Origin of the sequence: Nitratidesulfovibrio sp. HK-II (genome assembly GCF_003402415.2) — a bacterium.
Lineage (GTDB): Bacteria > Desulfobacterota > Desulfovibrionia > Desulfovibrionales > Desulfovibrionaceae > Cupidesulfovibrio.
Window position 1 is genome coordinate 3,203,213 of the sequence record NZ_AP036014.1, and the last position, 20,141, is coordinate 3,223,353.

The window sequence follows — 20,141 nt, forward strand, 5'->3', positions numbered from 1 at the left end:
ACAGGTCACCTTCGCGCGCATGTCCGCTTCCATACACCGGCCCGAATTCCGCCCCGACGCCCCCTACGCCGGGCCTCACGGCGCGCGTCCCGCGTCTGTATCCCACCACGGCGCGCCCGCCCTGCCCCCGGCCCCCGTCTGGGAACGCAACCCCGCCCTGTGCGCGGGGATCATCATCGCCATCACGACCCTGGTGCGGCTGTGGTTCGTGCTCTCCGGCCAGCTCGACCTGGTGCAGGACGAATCGCAGTACTGGGACTGGTCGCGCAGGCTGCAACTTTCCTACTATTCCAAGGGCCCGCTCATCGCCTGGCTCATCCACGGCTGGACGGCCCTGCTGGGCGACACGGAAACCGGCGTGCGCATGGGCGCGGTGGTCAATTCGGCGCTGGCCCAGACGCTGCTGTACCTGGGCGCGGCCCGGCTGTTCCGCGCGCCCGCGCTGGGCGTGCTGACCCTGTTCGTGGCCAACGCCACCCCGCTGTTCATGGCCTCGGGCGTGCTGATGACCACCGACAGCCCCCTGCTGCTGTGCTGGGCGGGCGCGCTGTTCTGCCTGCACTGGATTTCGCTGGAGCCGCGCCGCCGCACGCCCTACGTGCTGCTGTTCGCGTGCATGGCACTGGGCGTGCTGGCCAAGTACATGATGCTGGGCATCGCCGGGGTGGCCGTGCTGTGGCTGTGGGGCCTTTCCCGCCACGGGCTGCTGGCGCGCGGCGTGGCCTGGCGGGTACTGGCGGTGATGCTGGCCGGTGCCGCCGTGGGCATGCTGCCCATCCTGGCCTGGAACATTTCCAACGACTGGGTCAGCTTCCGCCACGTGGCCACCCTGGCCGGGGTGGCGGGCAAGGCCGCGAAGACCTTCCTGACCCCGGAACGGCTGCCCGAACATCTGGGCGCGCAGGCGGGCATCATCACCCCGTGGTGGCTGGGCCTGATGCTGGCGGGCGGCTGGCGCGCCCTGCGCCACGCCTGCAAGGGGCACGCGGGCACGCCCGGCGGCATGGCCTGCTCCACTCCGGGCGCTTCGCCCAACGGGGTTCCCGACGCGGGCAGGCTGCGCCGCGACATCCTGCTGGCCGCCGGGTTCTGGCCCATGTGGGGCGGCATGACCCTGTGGAGCCTGCACACCCGCATCTACCCCAACTGGCCGGCCATGAGCTACGTGGCGGGCATCATGCTGGCCGCGTGCTGCCTGTCCGACCTCATCGCCGCCCGCCGCCGCGACACGGTTCTCGAACCGGGCGGCGCGCCCGCCACCGTGTGGCGCAAGCTCGTGCCCGTGTGGGCGGTGCTGGGCGTGCTGACCTTCGGCCTGGTGCACGCGCAGGATGCGCTGCCCTTGCCCCCGCAATACAATCCCGCCACCCGCCTGAAGGGCTGGGCCGACCTTGGCGGACACCTGGACGAGGTGCGCCGCCAACTGCCCGACCCGGACCGGGTGTTCTTCTTTTCCGACGCCTACGACATGACCGCCTCGCTGGCCTTCTACGCCCCCGGCCAGCCGGTGACTTACTGCGCCGACTTCGGCCGCCGCATGAGCCAGTACGACATCTGGCCCTCGCCCGCCGACAAGGTGGGCTGGGACGCGGTGCTGGTGCGGCGCGACGGTCCCAACATGCCCCGCCAGCTCGCCGCCATGTTCGATTCCGTGCAGGTCACCCGCTACCAGTCCACCCACCGGGGCAAGCCCGGCCGGGAATTCTGGGTGGTGGTGCTGCGCGGCTTCAACGGCAACTGGCCCCGCTCGGGCTCCGGAGCCTACTGACATGGCACGCGTACCCCGCACCCCCAAAACGCCCGATACGACGGGCGCGCCCTGCACCCGGCCCCATGCCAAACCCCACGCCAGGCGGAACGCTCCCGCGCCCGATCCCTCCGCCTGCGCCCGCTGCGCGGCCGAAGGCCCCACATGCTGCTCCACCACCCCCGGCGAGGAGGAATTCTGCTTCCCCCTGTCGCGCTCGGAGTGGGAGCGCATCGTGGAATGGTGCGACCACGTGGGCGGCTTCGCCACCGAGCGCAACACCCGCCCCTTCGTGGACGGCATGAAGCGTCTGTTCCCCGGCGAATCGGCGGCCGTCGAGGCCCTGTTCCCCCTGCACGGCGAGCACCTGCGCCTGGCCGTGGACCGGCGGGGCGACTGCGCCTTCCTGGGCGCGGAGGGCTGCCGCCTGCCGCGCGAGGTGCGGCCCTGGTACTGTCGTCTGTTCCCCCTGTGGATGCGCGGCGAGCGCATCACCCTGTTCACCCCGGACCACTGCGTGGCCGTGCGCGAAGGCCGCACCCTGGCCAACGTGCTGGCCGCCGTGCACCTGACGGAAAAGGACGTCCGCCTGCTGTTCGGCCGCATGCGCCTGGCCTGGGGCCTGCCCCCGCTGGACCCCTTCGAGTCCGGCCTGCCCTTCGCGGCCCCCAATGGCGCGCAGGATGCCGACGATACCGCCGCCGATACCGTCGATGACGCCGCCCCGGCATCGCCCCCGGCGGTCCCCCTGCCCAAACCCCAGCCCGTTCCCGACCCCGCCGCCGCGCCGCGCGGACGCCGCAGGCCGCCCCGGCCCGGCAAACCCGGCGCTCTGGACGACGGGCCGGAAACGTTGTAACGCGCACCCCCATGAAAAAACTGCTGCTCACCCTCGGCATCGTCGGCGCGCTTGGCATTGCCGCCGCGGCCGGGCTTGCCGCCATGCTGGTGGTCTGGGCCTCGCACGACCTGCCCAGCTTCACCCGCATCGCCGACTACCGCCCCCCCCTCGTCACCACCGTGTACGCCCGCGACGGCAGCGTGATGGGCTATTTCTACCGTGAAAAGCGCTTCCTGGCCCCGCTGGAGAAAATGTCGCCCCGCGTGCCCCAGGCCTTTCTGGCCGCCGAGGACGACGGCTTCTACCGGCATGAGGGCATCGACCCGCTCGCCATCTTCCGCGCGTTCATCAAGAACATGCAGGCCGGGTCCATCAAGCAGGGCGGCAGCACCATCACCCAGCAGATCGTCAAGCGCCTGCTGCTGACCTCGGAAAAAAGCTACGAGCGCAAGATAAAGGAAGCGATTCTCGCCTACCGGCTCGAAAAGTACCTGAGCAAGGACGAGATCCTCACCATCTACCTGAACCAGATCTACCTCGGCGGCGGCGCCTACGGGGTGGAGGCGGCCGCGCGCACCTATTTCGGCAAGCACGTCAACGAACTGTCGCTGGCCGAGGCGGCGGTGATCGGCGGCCTGCCGCAGGCCCCCTCGAAGTACAACCCCTTCCGCGACCCCGAGGCCACCAGGCAGCGCCAGATGTACGTGCTGCACCGCATGCTGGAACTGGGGTGGATCAACCGCGCCGAATACGACGAGGCCGTGGCCCAGCCGCTGGTGTACCGGTCCATGGACGACAGCGGCTGGCGCGAGGGCGCGTGGTACCTCGAAGAGGTGCGCCGCCAGCTCATCGACTTCTTCAGTGAGGCCAACGTCAAGCGCCTGGGCCTGAAGGTGGACCGCTACGGCGAGGACGCCATCTACGAACTGGGCCTGCACGTGCGCACCAGCATGGAGCCGGTGCACCAGGCCGCGGCCGAAAAGGCCCTGCGCACCGGGCTGGACGACGCCTCGCACAGGCACGGCTGGCGCGGGCCGCTGCAGCGGCTGAAGCCCGCCGAGTACGACGCCTTCCTGAAGCACGAAAACTTCACCCCCGCCGCGCTGGCCGACGGCGCATGGGCGCGGGCGCTGGTGACCAAGGTGGTGCCGCAGGGCGCGGAAGTGCGCCTGGGCGCGTACCGGGGCTTCATCGACGTGAAGACCATGGCCTGGTGCCGCACCCCCGATGTGCGCTACGCGCCCGAGAACGTGGCCGCCATCAAGGACGCCAAGAAGGTGCTGGAAGTGGGCGACGTGGTGTGGGTCTCGGCCCTGGGGGCCGACGGCAAGGCCGCCAGCTACACACCCTCGCTGGTCTCGCAGGCCGGGGTGATCCAGCTTTCGCTGGAACAGTACCCCGACGTGCAGGGCGCGGTGGTGTCCATAGAGCCCGACTCCGGCGACATCCTGGCCCTGGTGGGCGGCTACAACTTCAGCGACAGCCAGTTCAACCGGGCCGTCCAGGCCAAGCGGCAGCCCGGTTCGTCGTTCAAGCCCATCGTGTACTCCGCCGCCATGGACCACGGCTTCACGGCCGGGTCGGTGGTGCTGGACGCGCCCTTCGTGTACCTGAACGAGTACACCGACAAGATCTGGCGGCCCGAGAACTTCGAGGGCGTGTTCTACGGCCCCACCCTGCTGCGCACGGCGCTGGCCAAGTCGCGCAACCTGTGCACCATCCGCGTGGCCCAGAAGATCGGCATTCCCGCCGTCATCGAGCGGGCGACCGCGCTGGGGCTGGAAGGGCCGTTCCCCAACGAACTCTCCGTAAGCCTTGGCGCGGTGGCGGTTTCGCCCATCAACATGGCCGAGGCGTACACCGCTTTCGCCGCCGAAGGCCGCGTGGCCAAACGCAGGTTCATCCACTCCATCAGCGATGCCTGGGGTGAGACGCTGTTCGAATCCAAGCCTGATGTCCGCGAGGTGCTCAGCCCGCAGAACGCCTTCATCATGGCCACCCTGATGAAGGAAGTGGTGCAGGATGGCACGGCCGCCAAGGCCAAGGTGCTGGGCAAGCCCCTGGCGGGCAAGACCGGCACCACCAACGACGAGCGCGACGCCTGGTTCATCGGGTACACCCCGCATCTGGTCACCGCCGTGTATGTGGGCTTTGACCAAGTGGCGCCCATGGGCAAGTTCGAGACCGGCGGCCGCGCCGCGCTGCCCATCTTCGTGGACTACCGCAAGGTGGTGGAGCCCAAGTACCCGCCGGACGACTTCCCCATGCCCCCCGGCATCGTCATGGTGCGCGTGGACGGCAAGACCGGGCAGATCGCCGGTCCCGGCTCCGAGACCAGCTACCTGCTGCCGTTCCAGTTGGGCACCCAGCCCAGTTCCACGGCGGGCGACCCGGTACACCGCGGCGACGACGACACCAAGAGCGCCGAAGACCTGCTGAAGCAGCTGTACTAGGCAGAACGACACGACCGGATGCATGCGCCCCGGCCCCATGAGGACTTTCGAGGCCCGTGGGCCGGGGCGCTTCGCTTGGGATGCGCGGCGGATGCCCGTTCGCCCCGCCGCACCCTGAACGCAACCCACGGGCCCGGCCCGAAGGTACCGCATGTCCCGCCCCGACGCCCCCGCCCCCCCCAGCACCGCAGTCACCGCCCGCGCGGACGCCACGCCCTACGTCACCCGCGACGGGTCCATAATCCGCGAACTGATGCACCCCGCCGTGCACGGCAACCGCAACCAGTCGCTGGCCGAGGCGGAGGTGCCCCCCGGCTGCGTCACCCTGCTGCACCGCCACCCACAGAGCGAGGAGCTGTACCACGTCACCGCCGGACAGGGCCTGATGACCCTGGGCGAAGCCACCTTTGCCGTGGGGCCGGGCGACACCGTGCACATCGCCCCCGGCACGCCCCACCGCATCGCCAACACCGGGGATGTGCCGCTGCTGGTGCTGTGCTGCTGCGCCCCGCCATACGCCCACGACGACACCGACCTGCTGGACCCGGCGGCGCGATAGCCCCGCGCACGCCTTACCGCGCGGCCAGGCCCGCCCCGCTCTCGCCCCGCCCCGCGAAACGTGCTACAGGAGCGGCATGAGCATTTTCCGCACCGGAGGCGCGTTGCGCCGACCGACCTCCCCCGTTCTCCCGTTTCCCGCATGCGGGCGAGCGCTGGCCGCCCTGGCCGCCGCTCTGCTGCTGACCGCGCTTCCCGTGCAGGCCGCCCCGCAGGCCCAGGGCACTCCGGCCATGCCCGCGCAATCCACCATATCCGCGCAATCCACGGCATCCGCGCAAGTCGGCACGGCGGCAGCCCCGCTGCCCACCTCACCCGTGGCCGTGGTGCTCTACCCCCGCTCCGCGCGGGTCACGGTGGAAGACCGCGTGGCCGTGGAGCCCGCGCCGGGCGGCGGGCAGGCGTTCCGGCTGGCCCTGCCCGCCGGGGCGGACCCGGCCAGCCTGTCCGTGACCATCCCCGGCAACGGAGTGGCATTGGTAACCGTCCGTGAAGCCGACGCACCCGAAGCCCCCCGCGTGGCCCGCCTGCGCGCGGAATTGGCCGGGCTGCGCCGCGAGGCTGCGTCCGTCGCCGGGTCCATCACCGCCACCGAGGCGCGCATGGCCCTGTGGTCCAAGCCGCCGGTGACCAACGCCCCCGCAGCCGACCTGGAACGGCTGGACGCCCAGATGGCCAGGCGGCTGGCGGACCTGAACGCCACCCTGCCCGACCTGCGCGACAAGGAGGCCGTGCTGGCCGCCCGCATTGCCCGGCTGGAACAGGAACTGAACGACGCGGGCGGCGCGGCGCGCACGGCCCCGGTGGCCACGGTGCTGCTGGCAAGCCCGGCACGCGGCCCCCTGGCGGTTTCCTACGCCTACACCCTGCCCGAGGCGGGCTGGCGGCCCGCCTACCGGCTGGAAGCCTTCCCCGACAAGAACACCGTGGGCTTCGCCTTCGAGGCGGAAATCCGCCAGGGCGGATCCGTGGACTGGAACGGCGCGCGCCTGTCCGTGGCCACGGTGGAGCCGGGCGCGGCCCTGCAGCCGCCGCCCCTGCGCGACTGGCAGTTGCGGCCCATTCTGGGCGTGACGCCCATGCCTGTGGCCATGAAGGCGGCCCCCATGGCCGCCGAAACGATGGCCCTGCGCGCCGACGCCGCTCCCCCCGCCCCCATGGCCGACGAAAAGGCCACCTACGAGGTATGGGACCTCGGCCCGCGCACCCTGCCCGCTGGCGGCAGCGCCCGCGTGGCCCTGCGGGCCGAGGAATGGCCCGCCACCTTCCGGCACACCGTGCGCCCGGCGGCGGACCCGCGCGCCTTCCTCACCGCCTCCGTCACCCTGCCCGAGCCGCGCCACTACCCTGCGGGCGAGGCACTGTACGTGGCCGACGGGGCCAGCGTGGGCAGCGCACCCTTCTCGCTGGCCGAGGACAAGGCCGACATCTTCTTCGGCAGCGACCCGCTGGTGGCCGCCACCATGCGCCTGGACGAACGCAAGAGCGGCCGCGAGGGACTGGTGAGCAAGCAGCAGACCCGCGTGTGGGCCTGGACCATCGAAGTGGCCAACCGGCGCGCCAAATCGGTGTCCGTGCGCGTGGAAGACCCGGAACCGCAGCCGCGCGACACGGCCATCAGCATCAGCGTGGAATCCGACCCCAAGGCCGCCACGGAAAACCACCGCCTGGTGTGGGACCTGACCGTGGAACCGCGCGCCACCGCCACCATCCGGCACACGGTGCGGGCCACCGCCCCGGCGGACATGCGCCTGGACGACGGCCGCTAGCGTTCGGCTCCCCCCTTCCGCAGCCCTGCCCCACCCCGGAAACGACGACGGCCCGTCCACAAGGACGGGCCGTTTCGTTTCCCGAAGGAAATGCCGGAAGCGGGGGAAGAGCACCGATGGGCAATGGCGATACCAGCGCGACGCCATCGGCAAGTTGCCGATGCCTGCCGGGCCGGGCGTTGCGACACGCGACGCCTGCCCGCCCGGATCACGTGAAGATTCTGCCCCGAACCGGGCGCTTTCCGGTCAGCTCTTGATGCTGCGCTGGCAGAAGGCCACCACCCCGCGCGCGAGGTCTGGCGTATCCGGCCAGAAGATGCGGCGGCGGTTCAGCCCCAGCAGCAGTATGCCGACGATGCGCGCCGTTTCCGGGACGTCGATGTCGTCGCGCACCGTGCCGTCGCGAATGCCGCGCACAAGGCAGGCTTCCACGGTCAGGAACAGGCTGGTGGACAGCGAATCCATCACCGCGCGGGCGCTGGGAATGGTGGTGTAGGTGTTCAGCAGCACCCGGGTGTCCGTCAGGCGCTTTTCGATGAACCCGCAGTGGTCGAGGATCAGCGTTTCCAGCAGGCAGTAGCCGCTTTTCTGCCGTTCCTTGATGGCCGCCATCAGCTGCCGGTACTCTTCCAGATAGGTTTCGACGATGACGTCGAACACTTCCTGCTTCGAGCGGTAATGCCGGTAGATGGCCGCGTCCGTCACGTTGGACGTCTTGGCGATCTGCGCGATGGTGGTGCCCTTGAAGCCGTTGGCGGCAAACAGGGCGCGGGCGTTTTCGAGAATCAGGTCCTTGGAGGATGCCATGCGTGCCTCGTTTCTGGATGCGTCCGCCGCAAGGCGAGCGATGGGTGCGGAACGCGCGTTGCGCTGCACACCATAGACACGTTCCCGCAGGCGGCGTCAAGCACCGGAATTTGCGCGGATTCGTTCAGGCATGCCCGGCACGTCCCGGCGCCCCGTCCCGGCGGCCCGAACCGGAAAACGGTGTGAAATGCCCGTGCGGGACGGCGTTGCCTCTGCCGTGCAGGCTCCGCGTTGTGCACGCGCCGTCAGGCGTACTCGCCGGGCGTCTCCTGGCCGCGCAGAACCCGCAGCACGCCGGATGCCAGGGCGTGCATCTCCTCCACCTCTGGCAGCACCACCACCGGGGCCAGCCATTCCAGCCGCTGGCGCAGCCGCTCCGTCAGCCGGGTGCTGCGGGCCATGCCGCCGGTCAGCACCACTCCGGCGATGCGGGCCGGGCAGCTGCCGTCGGAGGCAGGTTCGCCGCAGCCGGTGCCGCAGCCCCCATCCAACAGGGCCGGGGCCAGCGAGGCCAGTTCCTTGGCGATGGTGTAGGCCACGGCCTCGAACACCAGCGCGGCGTGGGCGTCGGGCGGCGCGTCGGCCGCCCCGTCTTTATCGCAGCAGGACGTCCCGTCTTTACCGCAGCAGGACGTACCGTCTTTATCGCAGCAGGACGTCCCGTCCATGCGCCGCTCCAGCACGCGCAGGTCATTGGTGCCGCAGTGGGCCCACATGCCGCCCTCGCGCAGGATGATGCGCCGCAACTGCTCGAAGGTGTAGGTGCCGTCCTGCACCAGCGAGAGCACGCCCAGGGAGGGCAGGCGGCCGGTGCGCTCCGGGGCGATGGGGCCGTCGCCGTCCAGGGCGTTGATGACGTCCACGATGCGCCCGCAGCGATGCGCGGCCACGGAAATGCCCCCGCCCATGTGCGCCACCAGCCAGCGGTTGGCTGCGTAGTCCACGCCCAGCAGTTCGGCGGCCCGCCTGGCGGCGGAACGCTGGCTGAGCGCATGGAACACGCTGCGGCGTGGCAACGCGGGCAGGCCGGAAATGCGCGCCACCTCGTCCATCTCGTCGGTGACGGGCGGGTCCACGATGTAGGCGGCCACGCCCCAGCGGGTTGCATAGTCCTGGGCCAGCGGCGCGCCAAGGTTGCAGGGGTGCTCGCCGTAGCGGGCCTGGGCCAGGGTTTCCAGCATGGCCGGGGTGATGCGCCACGCGCCGCCCGGCATGGGCGGCAACAGCCCGCCGCGCCCGGCCACGGCGGCCAGCGGCAAGTCCGCCACGCCATGCTTCGCCAGCAGCGCATCCACGGCGGCACGGCGGTAGGCGTACTGGGCGATCACCGTGGGGAAGGCCGCAAGCTCTTCGCGCGCGTGCTCCACGGTTTCGGAAAACACCTCGGTCTCGCCCTCGTACAGGGCCACCTTGGTGGAAGTGGAGCCGGGGTTGATGGCCAGAATGCGCGGGCCACGGTCACCGGGCGTGCCGTCGGTGGGGAAAGGCTGGGAACTCAGATGGGTATCCTCTCGAAAGGCTGTGTCGGGGCATGGGCGGCAAGCGCGGGCCGCCGCCGGAATACGGAAAAGCGGGCCGGCGTGCCTAACCCCGCGCGGACAGGGCCAGATACCCCGCCAGCGCGATGGAACAGAACTTGGACCGTTCGGTATCCCCGCGCGAGGTGACCACCAGCGGCGCGGAACTGCCCGCCATGGTGCTGGCCATGTCCGCGCGGGCCAGGATGGTCAGCGACTTGTACAGGATGTTGCCGCTTTCGATGTCGGGCGCCACCAGGATGTCGGCGCACCCGGCCACGGGGTGGTCCACGCCCTTGCGGGCCGCCGCGTCGGGCGAAAGGGCGATGTCGAGGGCCATGGGACCGGCCACGTCCGCCTCGCCGAATTCGCCCTGCTCGGCCATGCGGGCCACGATCTGGGCGTCCAGCGTGGCGGGCATGGCGGGCAGGATGACCTTTTCCGTGGCGGCCAGCATGGCCACGCGGGGCCGGGCAATGCCCAGCGCGCGGGCCACGGCCACGGCGTTGTGCACGATTTCCAGCTTGCGTTGCAGGTTGGGCCGGATGTTCACGGCGGCGTCGGTCATCATGGCCAGGCGCGTGCCGCCGCCCGCCACGGGCAGTTCGAACACGGCCACGTGGCTCAGCACGCCCTTGGGCGGCAGGCCGGTGGCGCGGTTGAGCACCCTGCGCAGCAGCACGTCCGTGTTCACCAGGCCCTTCATGAGCACCTCGGCCTCGCCGCCGCGCACCATGTCCACGGCGCACTGCACGGCCTCGCGCGGGTCGGGCGCATGCACGGCGGCGATGCCGGAAATGTCGCGCGAAAGTTCGCCCGCGATGCGCGCGGTCTGTTCCATGTCGCCCACCAGCAGGGGCTGGGCGATGCCCCGGTCGGCGGCGTCCAGCAGCGCGCCCAGGGCGTGGGCCTCTGCACAGGCGGCCAGCACGATGCGCGGGCGCGCCCCGCAGGCGGCCACGCGCACCACCAGGTCGTCGAGGCTGCGCGGCCCCTTCGCTTCCGGACCTCGGCAGATGTTCGCTTCAGTGGTCAAACCGGCATGCTCCGATGGAGGTGGAACTCGTCAACGGGAAAAGGGGCTGCACTAAAGGGGAAACGGCGAGAACATCACTTCATGCAGGGGTGGCAGTTTGCCTGAGCGCAAGGAAAAACGGTGGATTCGCGGAGGGAGCGCTCTCTTTGGTGCGTGACCGGAGCGGAAACGGCGGCTGACGCAGCGATCGGGCAAAATCGCCGCCCCTGCTAGTCGTCGTCGCCGCGCTTCATGGCGACAACCCCCGTCCTCGCCAGACTGCGAATGCCGAACGGCCGCAACATGCGGATGAAGCCGTCCACCTTCTGGGTATCGCCGGTCATCTCCACGGTCATGGTTTCCTGGCCCATGCCGATGACGCTGGCGCGGAACACCTCGCACACCTGCATGATCTGGGTGGTGGTCTCGCGGGTTACGTCCACCTTCACCAGCACCAGTTCGCGGTCCACGAAGTCGCGGCGCGAAAGGTCCTCGACCATGGCCACCACGTCCTGGGCGCGCAGTTCGTCGGCGATGGATTCCAGCTCGGCCTCGTGGTCCTCCACGGTCAGCACCAGGCGCGAGACGTCGAAATCCTCGGTCTCCGCGCAGGAAATGGAACGAAAGCTGATGCCCCGGCGGCGGAAGACGTCGGTGGCCTCGGCCACTGCCCCGGCCCTGTTCTTCACCAACACGGACAATGTATGTTTCATGGCGGCACTCCCATGCGTCGATGGAATGAAGCATAGCGCGGCCGTGGCGCTTCACGCAACGGCTTGACGGAATATCCTCCATGCGTGACGAAGCGCGGTGCGCGGCAGCCGCCCCGTGCTTGCGCGACGGGCGGCCCGGCCCTATCTATGGGGTGACGGCGCGGCCCACAAGCCGCGCCGGTCCAGTCCCGGCCATCCACCGCCTTGCCTTGACAGGAAACGCCATGACCTACCGTCCCGAACCCGACGAGGAATTCAGCCCGCGCGCGGAACACGCCCGCATCCCCTACGCCCGCAAGCGCACCACGCTGCGCACCATGCTGCTGTGGCTGGCAGCCCTGTGCGTGGCGGCGTACTCGGTGCAGGCCATGCTGCCGAGGGTTGCGCCCGACACTGTCAGTGCTGGTCAACAGACCTCCGGGCAGGCTACCGGCTGGCGCGACGTGACCCCGCAGGAAGCCGCCACCGTCATCGGACAGCACGCGAACGACGAAGCCTTCATGGTGCTGGACGTGCGCACCCCCGGAGAATTTTCCGAAGGCCACCTGCAGGGCGCGCGGAACATCGACTTCACCTCGCCGGAATTCCGCGACCGGGTACGCTCGCTGAACCGCAACCGCACCTATCTCGTCTACTGCCGCTCGGGCAACCGCAGCAGCAAGGCGCTGGAGGTGTTTCGCGAACTGGGGTTCACCTCCGTCCTGCACATGGACGGCGGCACGCTGGCCTGGAACGCGGCGGGCCTGCCGCTGGAAAAGTAGCCGCTTCCCCTCTTCGCTCCCCTCCCGCCTTCCTGCCCGCACGCAACACACGGCGGCCCTCCCCAAGGAGAGCCGCCGTTTTCGTGTTCAATCTTCAGAGGGCACATCTGCCATCGCGTGGGATCGGCATGCCTTCAGTTTCCGCAAGCAATCCGTGCGCTGGCAAGGAAGACGAGACGGTTGCGACGGGAGCGCACTAAACGTGCGTGACCGGAGCAAGCGACGAAATCTGACGCAGCCAGCGCGCGGAGAACTTGCGGAAACTAACAGCCTTCGCCGGTGCCGCGACACCCGCCCCCGGCACACGACGTCTTGCCCACCCCGCCCTTGCGACCGCGCAGGGCGGCGGTGTTGCCGTTGCCGAAGACCACCTCCAGCGCATCCTCGATGAAGCCGGAGGCTTCCACCGGCTGCACCCCGGCGGCCACCAGAATCCCTTCCGGATGCGCGCCAAAGGCGGCGCACAGCAGGGCGCGGCAATCGTGCAGGGTGGCGGCCACCTGCTTCCAGCGTTCCGGGCCGCAGCCGGGCTTGGGCGCAAGGCGTTCCTCCACCAGGAAGAACCCGCTCACCCCCTGCCCCCAGATCTGGAACCGGGTGGCCTCGCCCAGGTGCTGGTTGACCAGCATGCCCTCGCGAGTGGCCACGGCCACGTAGGGGCGTTCGGCCTCTTCGGTCTTGCTGGCGGCGCAGGCGCGCAGGGTTTCGGCCATCTCGGCGGACTTGTCCTCGTGCAGCAGGCCCACGGCGTCGGCGCGGCAGCGCTTGCAGTGGGTCATCTGGGAAATATGCTCGCCCGCGCCCTTGCGCGCCGCGTTGACGGCGGCGGCGTCCGGTTCCGGCAGGTGGGCCAGCGGGGTGTCCGCCGTGGGTTTGAGCGGAATGATGTTCTGGATGGTGGCCCCCAGTTCGCCCACCACGCGCGCCACCTCTTCCACGTGGTGGTCGTTCACGCCGGGCACCAGGATGGTGTTGACCTTGACGATCAGGCCGCGCTCCACCAGGCCGCGCACCGATTCCAACTGGCGCGAAAGCAGCAGTTCCGCCGCCTCGCGGCCACGCCAGACCACCTTGTCGTCACGCACCCAGGGATACAGCTTTTCGCCGATGGCCGGGTCCACCGCGTTGATGGTGACGGTGACGTGGGTGACGCCCAGTTCCTTCAGCCGGTCGAGGTGCGGCGGCAGGCCCAGGCCGTTGGACGAGAGGCAGAACAGCAGTTCGGGGTGCTTCTCGTGGATCAGACGCAGCGTTTCCAGCGTTTCCGCAGGGTTGGCCATGGGGTCGCCGGGACCGGCGATGCCGACGACGGTGATGCGCGGGTCCGCCGCCAGCACCTTGTCCACGTACTCCAGGGCCTGGCGCGGCGAAAGCACCGCGCTTGTCACGCCGGGGCGCGATTCGTTGACGCAGTCGTACTTGCGGTTGCAGTACCCGCACTGGATGTTGCACTTGGGCGCCACGGGAACATGGACGCGACCGCAGGACGAGGCGCTGTTGCGATCAAAGCACGGATGGCCGGGGGGGGTGGTGCGCAGCGGCTTCATGGCGGTCTCCTTCGCTATTCCTGATTCCTAGAGGTAACAGTAACCAACAGGGCTATCGCTCTGGGTCTTCTCGATGACGGCGTTGACGATTCGGTCCATGAGGGCCTGCGCCCCGGCGTAGCCCACGTGCAGCAGACGGTGGCCGCCGAAGCGGTCGTGGATGGGAAAGCCCGCCCGCACGAGGGGGATGTTCCACTGCCGGGCGTAGCGGTAGCCCTTGCTGTTGCCCACCAAAAGGTCGGGCGAAAGGCCTTCCGCCGTGTCGGCGATTTCCTCGAAGTCCGCGCCCTCGATGACCGTGGGCGTTTCGGGCAGCAGACCTTCGGTGACGGCGGCGATGGATTCGGCCAAGTGCGCCCCGCGCGTGCCGGTGGCGGCCAGCACGGTATGCACGCCGATCTCGGTGAGCAGGGAGACAAGGCCGATGACCAGATCCGCCTCGCCGTAGACCACGGCGCGCTTGCCGGACACGTACTTGTGGCCGTCCACCAGGGCATCCACGAACCGCCCGCGTTCCAGTTCGTGCCTGCGGGGCAGGGGCTTGCCGGTGATGGCCTCCAGCGCGGCGACAAGGGCGTCGGTTTCACGCAGGCCGATGGGCAGGCCCACGGCGTGCAGCGGCAGACCGAAGCGCTCGTGCAGCACGCGCCCGGCCGTGGCCGGGCCGGTGGATCCCACCGGGGTCATGGCCAGCGAACGGCCGCATTCGATGACCGCCGCCGCACCGGACAGGGCGCGGATGTCGGCCAGCGGTGTGCCGCCCTCGGGCAGCGGGGTGTAGTCTTCCAGCGCCGGGCCATCCAGCGGGTCGGACAGGTCGGGCAGGATCACCGCGTCGGAGCCGAAATCGGTGACAAGGTCGCGCAGGTGGCGCAGGTCCGCCGGGGAAACGAAGCCGGGCAACAGGGCCACCTTGCCGTGGGGTTCCACCTTGTCCTTGGCCAACTGGTCCACCAGGGCGCGCACGGCGGCGTTCCAGCCTTCCATGTGCGTGCCGTTGTAGCTGGGCGTGTGCACATGGACGATTTCCGGCAGGTCGAGGTCGCCGAATTCGTTGCGGAACTCGCGCAGGTAGCCGCCCACGTCGTCACCGATGGTCTCGGTGAGGCAGGTGGTGGCAACGCCCACCAGCACCGGGTCGTACTTCTTCATGACGTTGAGGATGCCCTTCTTCAGGTTGGGCCCCCCGCCGTACACGGCCTGCTTTTCGCCCAGCGAGGACGAGGCGATGTCCATGGGCTCGCGGTAGTGGCTGATGACGTAGCGCCGCATGTAGGTGGCGCAGCCCTGCGAACCGTGCAGGAAGGGCACCGCGCCCTCCACGCCCCGGAAGGCCAGCATGGCCCCCAGCGGCGTGCACAGCTTGCAGGCGTTGGTGGTGGAAACGAAATCGGGGCGCTTGGGGCGTGGGGCCTTGCCGGGCTTGCCGCCGCCGGTGGACGGGGTGGCCTTCAGCGTGACCGGAGCCAGCCCGCAATCGTCCGCACTGGCTTCCGGCGCTTCGGAACAGCCGCAAGCATCGGCGCAACCATCAGCACAGCTTCCGCCACAGCCGCAGGAAGCGGAATACTCGTCGGCGCAGGGGCCGTCGTTGGCAATATAGTCGAGCGTCATGACCCACCCCCTATGCATCCGCGCCAGCGGGAACGGCGGCGCGCCTGGCCCGGCGGGGCACGAACCGCCAGACGGGACTCATGACCGAGGCGTGCACCTCGCGGGCGAAGTTGTACATGCCCTCGAAACCGGCCAGGGCGATCTTGCGCTCGTGGTTGTGGTCGCAGAAGCCCACGCCCAGCTTGTGGGCGATGGGGCGTTCCTTCACCCCGCCCACGAACACGTCCACGTCCAGTTCGCGCACGTAGTGCGAAAGCTCCAGCGGGTTGGCGTCGTCGATGATGACGGTGCCGGGGTCGCACACGGTTTCCAGTTCCTGATATTCTTCCTGCGTGCCGGTCTGCGAACCCACCAGCACCACGTTCATGCCGATGTGCCGGAAGGCCTTGATCAGCGAGAACGCCTTGAACGAACCGCCCACGTAGATGGCGGCGCGCTTGCCGGAAAGGTCTCGCCGGATGTCGCGCAGGCGCGGCATGAGGGCGGCCAGCTCCTCGCGCACGAGATCGCGGGTGCGTTCCACGATGCCGGGGTCCACGGATTCGAAATGTTCGGCCACGGCGTACAGCGAATCGGCCATGTCCTCGATGCCCAGGTACGACACTCGCAGGTGCGCGGTGCCGTATTTTTCCTTCATCATCTTGGCCAGATCCATGGTGGACCCGCTGCACTGCACCAGGTTCAGGGCCGCGCCATGGCAGCGGCGGATGTCGTCCACGCGGCCGTCGCCGGTGATGTTGGCCACCACCTGAATGCCCATGCGCTCCAGATAGCCGCGCACGATCCAGATTTCGCCCGCCAGGTTGAAGTCGCCGAGGATGTTCACGGAAAGGGGCGAAACGTCGTCCGTGGGCGCGGTGCCCACCAACTGGAACATGGCCTTGCACGCGGCAAGATAGCCTTCGCGCTTGTTGCCCTTGAATCCTTCCGACTGCACGGGAATGACCGGGATGCCCTTCTTTTCTGACATCTTGCGGCACACCGCGCCCAGGTCGTCGCCGATCAGGCCCACGATGCAGGTGGAGTAGACGAAGGCGGCCTTGGGCTGGTGCAGGTCGATCAGTTCGTCCAGCGCGGCGGCCAGCTTCTTTTCGCCGCCGAAGATGACGTCCTTTTCCTGCAGGTCGGTGGAAAAGCTCAGGCGGTGCAGTTCCGGCCCGGACGAAAGCGCCCCCCGGATGTCCCAGGTGTAGGCGGCGCAGCCGATGGGGCCGTGCACCAGGTGCAGCGCGTCGGCGATGGGGTACAGCACCACGCGCGAGCCGCAGAACACGCAGGCGCGCTGGCTGACGGCCCCCGCGAGGCTCTCGCGGTTGCAGGCCATGTCGATGGGACCCTGCCCGGCGCGGTGCACCTGCTTCTTCCGTTCGTCCAGAAGATCCGCGTCGCGGCATTCTGCCGTGGCGGTAACGTTGGGTGCGGTTGCGGTGGTCATGGTCTTTCCCCTTTGTCGTAGCTGCGCGAAAATTCGTATCCTTCCGGCAAATACTGCGGGGCTCCGCCCCGCGCCCCGCAAGGGGGCCCCGCCCCCTTGACCCCTTTTTTGGGGCACCCCCCTATTGAAAAGTTTTGGGGGGAGGGGTTCGGGGAGGGAGACCTTTTTCAAAAGGTCCCCTCCCCGAAAAATCTCCATCTAGTACATCAGGTAGTCGGCATTGGGCGCGCCGTCCTCAATGCCGTCGAGGATGGCATCGATGGCGTCATGGCTGTCCACGCCCTTGAACCACCAGTTCTGCGGCTGCACCACGAGGACGGGGCCTTCCTCGCAGGCCTTCAGACACCCGGTGGCGGTGACCAGGATGTCCAGGCCGCGATCAAGGATTTCCTCTTCGAGGTACTGCAGGAACCCGTCGGTCTGCTTGAAACAGACGCCCTTGGGTTCGCCCTTGTGACGGAAGCTCTGGCATACGAGAATCTGATGCGTCGGCTTGGGCATGGTCCTTCCTCTCCCTTGCAATACCTAGACTGTGCGGCCCTTGCCGCGGTTCTTGCCTTTCTTGCCACCCCCGTAGAGCACGTCCACGAGGCCCTCGATGTTGTCTTCGGTCTGGATGACGCGCAGCCCCTTGCCCGCCAGGTATTCCACGGGGCGCTGCCCCGCGCTGGACACCAGCAGGTAGGCGCAGTCGGACAGGACGGCGGCCAGCGCCTCCCACCGGGCGTCGCCGGAACCGGCGGGCGGGGCAGGGCGCACGCCCAGAAGCTCCACGGGGCCTACCATTGAACCGTTCTGGGGACCGGTCGTGGGCCCGTACACCAGAAACTGGCGGGCGTGCCCAAGGTGTTCATCCACGTCAAAGCCGTCGCTGCTGGCCACGGCCACGCAGGGGCGGTCGCCGCCGGGAAGCGGCAGGCCGGAACCGGCGGTGACGGCCACGGGTTCGCCGCATCCCATGCCCATGCGCCGCACGACGGGCAGCCCGTCGCGGGCAGAGGCGTCGAGCACGGGCAGGTAGACGGCGGCCGCCTGACGGGCGGCATCCATGGTGGCCGCGTCGGCAGCGGGCACGGGGCCAGCCGCATCCCCGGCGGGCACGAAGGGCACCACGTAGATGCCCGTTGCTCCCAGCACCTTGGCGGCGGCGGCGATGTCGCCCACGTGGGAATCATTGATGCCGGGGTACACGGTGACGCACACGGCCACCTCGATGCCTGCCTTGACCAGCGCGGCAAGGCCCACGGCCTGCTCGTCCACGAGCAGCGCCGCGCCCTCGCCGGGCCGCAGGGTGCGGGTGCCGGGGCGGATCCAGGCGTACAGAGTGTCCACCAGTTCCGGGTCCACGGCGTCCATGAGCAGGGTGACGTGCCCCACGCCAAGCTCAGCCAGGGCGGCGGCATGGCTGGCCACGCCGAGGCCGTTGGTGGTCACGCACAGGGCCATGTTCGGGTAGGCGGCGCGCACCAGGCGCAAGGTTTCCAGGGTGCGGTCGGGCACGGCGAACGGGTCGCCGGGACCGGCAATGCCCACCGTGGAAACCACGGCGCCGGATTCCATGACCTTGCGCAGGTGTTCCAGCGCCTCGTGCGGCAGCATGGCGGGGGACGCGGGCTGCGCTCCGCACGCGCACGGTGTGCTCACGCCCGTGTCGCCATGACGGCTGCGGGCGTTGGAACGCGGCGCCACCGGCAGCAGCAGCCAGCCGCCGGGACGTGCATTCGGGTGCGTACAGTGGGATGCGCCGCTCATGGTGTCTCCGTGGGATTCTCCGCCCGGCGCCTCGAGGCTCCGTGTGGCGCCAAGCGGCGCCGGGCGGAAAGGATGCGGTTGCTGGGTATGTCGTCACGAACAGGATTTTTGTGCTCTGCCAAGGAAGGACAATTTTTTATGGAGGGAGCGTACTCTTCTTGTACGTGACCGGAATAAAAACTTGTTCTGACGAAGGCAGAGGGCAAAAGGACGCTCGTGACGGCACGCCCTAGTAGACCAGTTCGAACTTCTCCTCGGGCGCATCCCGGTCGGCGCGGTCGAGCAGGACGCCCAGGATCTTTTCCATCAGCCGGATGGAGCCCTTGTACCCCGTCACCGGAAAGTACTGATGGCCCACGCGGTCCATGATGGGAAAGCCGAAGCGCACGTAGGGGATGTCCTCGTCACGGGCGATGTACTTGCAGTAGGTGTTGCCCATGATGAGATCGACGGGCTGGTTCTTGATCCACTGGTGGAGCAGGAACATGTCGCCCGCGGCGCGCACGTTCACGTCAAAGCCCTTGCCCGCGCACAGTTCCCTGATGCGCGACTCGAACTTCTTGCCCGGCGTGCCGGTGACCACGTGGATGGGCTGCATGTCGAGCGTCAGCAGGAACTCGGTCAGCGCGATGAGCTGGTCCGGGTCGCCCACCAGGGCCACCTTCTTGCCGAAGAAGTACTGGTGGTAGTCGGAGATGACGTCGATGAGCTGGCCGCGCTCGAAGTTCACGGCGTCGGGCACCGAGGTGCCCGCGACGGTGCGCAGGGCGTCGATGAAGCGGTCGGTGGCCTTGAGGCCGATGGGCATGTCCAGCACCCGGCAGGGCACCTTGCACTGCGCATCCATGGTGCGGGCGGCGTCGCCGGAGCACCATTCGCCAAGGGCCAGGGTGCCTATGGCGTCGCCCGCGGCGCGGATGTCTTCCATGGGCGTGCCCGCGTCGGGGAACATGTGGTACTCGCCGGTCAGCGGGCCGTTGAGCACGCCCGAGGTATCGGGGAACATGGTGAAGGACACGCCGATCATGCCCGCGATGCGCTTGATCTCTTCCATGTCGGCGGGCTCGACCCAGCCGGGGATGATGTTGACCTTGCCGTTCTTCTTGCCGGTGGAAACGGCCAGGCACTTCACCATGCCCTTGACCATGTTGGAGAAGCCGGTGACGTGCGAGCCCACGTAGCTGGGGGTGGAGGCGAAGATCACTTCCTTGCCCGCGGGCACCTTGCCTTCCTTCACCGCCTTGTCGACGATCTGCTTCAGGTCGTCGCCAATGGTTTCGGACAGGCAGGTGGTATGCACGGCGATGACTTCCGGCTCGTACACCGAGAAGATGTTCTCGATGGCCTGGAGCAGGTTGGCCTGCCCGCCGAAGACGGACGCGCCTTCGGTGAACGAGCTGGTGGCCGCCGACACGGGTTCCTTGTAATGGCGGGTCAGCGTGCTGCGGTGGTAGGCGCAGCAGCCCTGCGAGCCGTGGCTGTGCGGCAGGCAGCCCTTGATGCCCAGGCCCGCGTACATGGCGCCGATGGGCTGGCAGGTCTTGGCCGGGTTGATGTTGAGCGCCGAGCGCTCCTTGATTTCCGTCGGGGTATGTCTGAGCAGCATGTCGTT

At 69.0% G+C, this 20,141-nt stretch carries 16 protein-coding genes; 6 read left to right on the plus strand and 10 right to left on the minus strand.

All coding sequences use genetic code 11. The features are described 5' to 3' along the window. Nucleotides 1-19 precede the first annotated feature (19 nt). From RVX_RS13465 to RVX_RS13485, 5 genes are all read left to right on the plus strand, one after another. Entirely contained in the window at nucleotides 20-1,768 is a 1,749-nt protein-coding gene (locus RVX_RS13465; protein ID WP_116308153.1) for an ArnT family glycosyltransferase, read from the plus strand. A gap of 1 nt (nucleotide 1,769) precedes the next feature. Further along, nucleotides 1,770-2,606, plus strand: a complete 837-nt coding sequence (locus RVX_RS13470) for a YkgJ family cysteine cluster protein (RefSeq protein ID WP_116308152.1) — start codon at nucleotides 1,770-1,772, stop codon at nucleotides 2,604-2,606. Between the two features lie 11 nt (nucleotides 2,607-2,617). Further along, nucleotides 2,618-5,041 (plus strand): penicillin-binding protein 1A, encoded by a 2,424-nt coding sequence (locus tag RVX_RS13475; RefSeq protein ID WP_116308151.1) that lies wholly within the window; start codon nucleotides 2,618-2,620, stop codon nucleotides 5,039-5,041. Between the two features lie 151 nt (nucleotides 5,042-5,192). Continuing rightward, a complete protein-coding gene (locus tag RVX_RS13480; protein WP_116308150.1) occupies nucleotides 5,193-5,600 on the plus strand; it encodes a cupin domain-containing protein in 408 nt (135 codons plus the stop codon). A gap of 76 nt (nucleotides 5,601-5,676) precedes the next feature. Next, complete coding sequence (locus RVX_RS13485; RefSeq protein WP_116308149.1) at nucleotides 5,677-7,368, plus strand: DUF4139 domain-containing protein; 1,692 nt, start codon at nucleotides 5,677-5,679, stop codon at nucleotides 7,366-7,368. Nucleotides 7,369-7,614: 246 nt separating this feature from the next. On the opposite strand, the gene RVX_RS13490 is transcribed toward RVX_RS13485, so the two are convergent. The 4 genes from RVX_RS13490 to ilvN form a co-directional block, all read right to left on the minus strand. Next, nucleotides 7,615-8,175 (minus strand): TetR/AcrR family transcriptional regulator, encoded by a 561-nt coding sequence (locus tag RVX_RS13490; RefSeq protein WP_116308148.1) that lies wholly within the window; start codon nucleotides 8,173-8,175, stop codon nucleotides 7,615-7,617. Between the two features lie 245 nt (nucleotides 8,176-8,420). After that, on the minus strand, nucleotides 8,421-9,620 hold the full coding sequence (gene buk / locus RVX_RS13495) for a butyrate kinase (RefSeq protein ID WP_116308147.1): 1,200 nt from the start codon (nucleotides 9,618-9,620) through the stop codon (nucleotides 8,421-8,423). A 139-nt stretch (nucleotides 9,621-9,759) separates the two neighbouring features. After that, nucleotides 9,760-10,728: a phosphate acyltransferase gene (locus RVX_RS13500; RefSeq protein WP_230404837.1), complete on the minus strand. Its 969-nt coding sequence runs from the start codon at nucleotides 10,726-10,728 to the stop codon at nucleotides 9,760-9,762. A gap of 209 nt (nucleotides 10,729-10,937) precedes the next feature. Continuing rightward, nucleotides 10,938-11,420 carry an acetolactate synthase small subunit gene (ilvN, locus tag RVX_RS13505; RefSeq protein ID WP_116308146.1) on the minus strand — a complete coding sequence of 161 codons (483 nt, stop codon included), beginning with the start codon at nucleotides 11,418-11,420 and terminating at the stop codon, nucleotides 10,938-10,940. A gap of 224 nt (nucleotides 11,421-11,644) precedes the next feature. Between ilvN and RVX_RS13510 the strand changes: the two genes are divergently transcribed. Continuing rightward, entirely contained in the window at nucleotides 11,645-12,181 is a 537-nt protein-coding gene (locus tag RVX_RS13510) for a rhodanese-like domain-containing protein (RefSeq protein WP_230404836.1), read from the plus strand. Between the two features lie 263 nt (nucleotides 12,182-12,444). On the opposite strand, the gene nifB is transcribed toward RVX_RS13510, so the two are convergent. From nifB to nifK, 6 genes are all read right to left on the minus strand, one after another. Then, nucleotides 12,445-13,728 (minus strand): nitrogenase cofactor biosynthesis protein NifB, encoded by a 1,284-nt coding sequence (gene nifB, locus RVX_RS13515; protein ID WP_420192315.1) that lies wholly within the window; start codon nucleotides 13,726-13,728, stop codon nucleotides 12,445-12,447. 27 nt (nucleotides 13,729-13,755) lie between these two features. Continuing rightward, on the minus strand, nucleotides 13,756-15,342 hold the full coding sequence (locus RVX_RS13520; protein ID WP_230404835.1) for a nitrogenase component 1: 1,587 nt from the start codon (nucleotides 15,340-15,342) through the stop codon (nucleotides 13,756-13,758). A gap of 10 nt (nucleotides 15,343-15,352) precedes the next feature. Beyond that, on the minus strand, nucleotides 15,353-16,777 hold the full coding sequence (gene nifE / locus RVX_RS13525) for a nitrogenase iron-molybdenum cofactor biosynthesis protein NifE (protein ID WP_116308144.1): 1,425 nt from the start codon (nucleotides 16,775-16,777) through the stop codon (nucleotides 15,353-15,355). A 198-nt stretch (nucleotides 16,778-16,975) separates the two neighbouring features. Beyond that, nucleotides 16,976-17,278, minus strand: coding sequence for a (2Fe-2S) ferredoxin domain-containing protein (locus tag RVX_RS13530; protein ID WP_116308143.1), 303 nt, complete (start codon nucleotides 17,276-17,278; stop codon nucleotides 16,976-16,978). Between the two features lie 24 nt (nucleotides 17,279-17,302). Next, entirely contained in the window at nucleotides 17,303-18,529 is a 1,227-nt protein-coding gene (locus tag RVX_RS13535) for a radical SAM protein (protein WP_116308142.1), read from the minus strand. A 229-nt stretch (nucleotides 18,530-18,758) separates the two neighbouring features. After that, entirely contained in the window at nucleotides 18,759-20,135 is a 1,377-nt protein-coding gene (nifK, locus tag RVX_RS13540) for a nitrogenase molybdenum-iron protein subunit beta (RefSeq protein ID WP_116308141.1), read from the minus strand. Nucleotides 20,136-20,141: the final 6 nt, after the last annotated feature.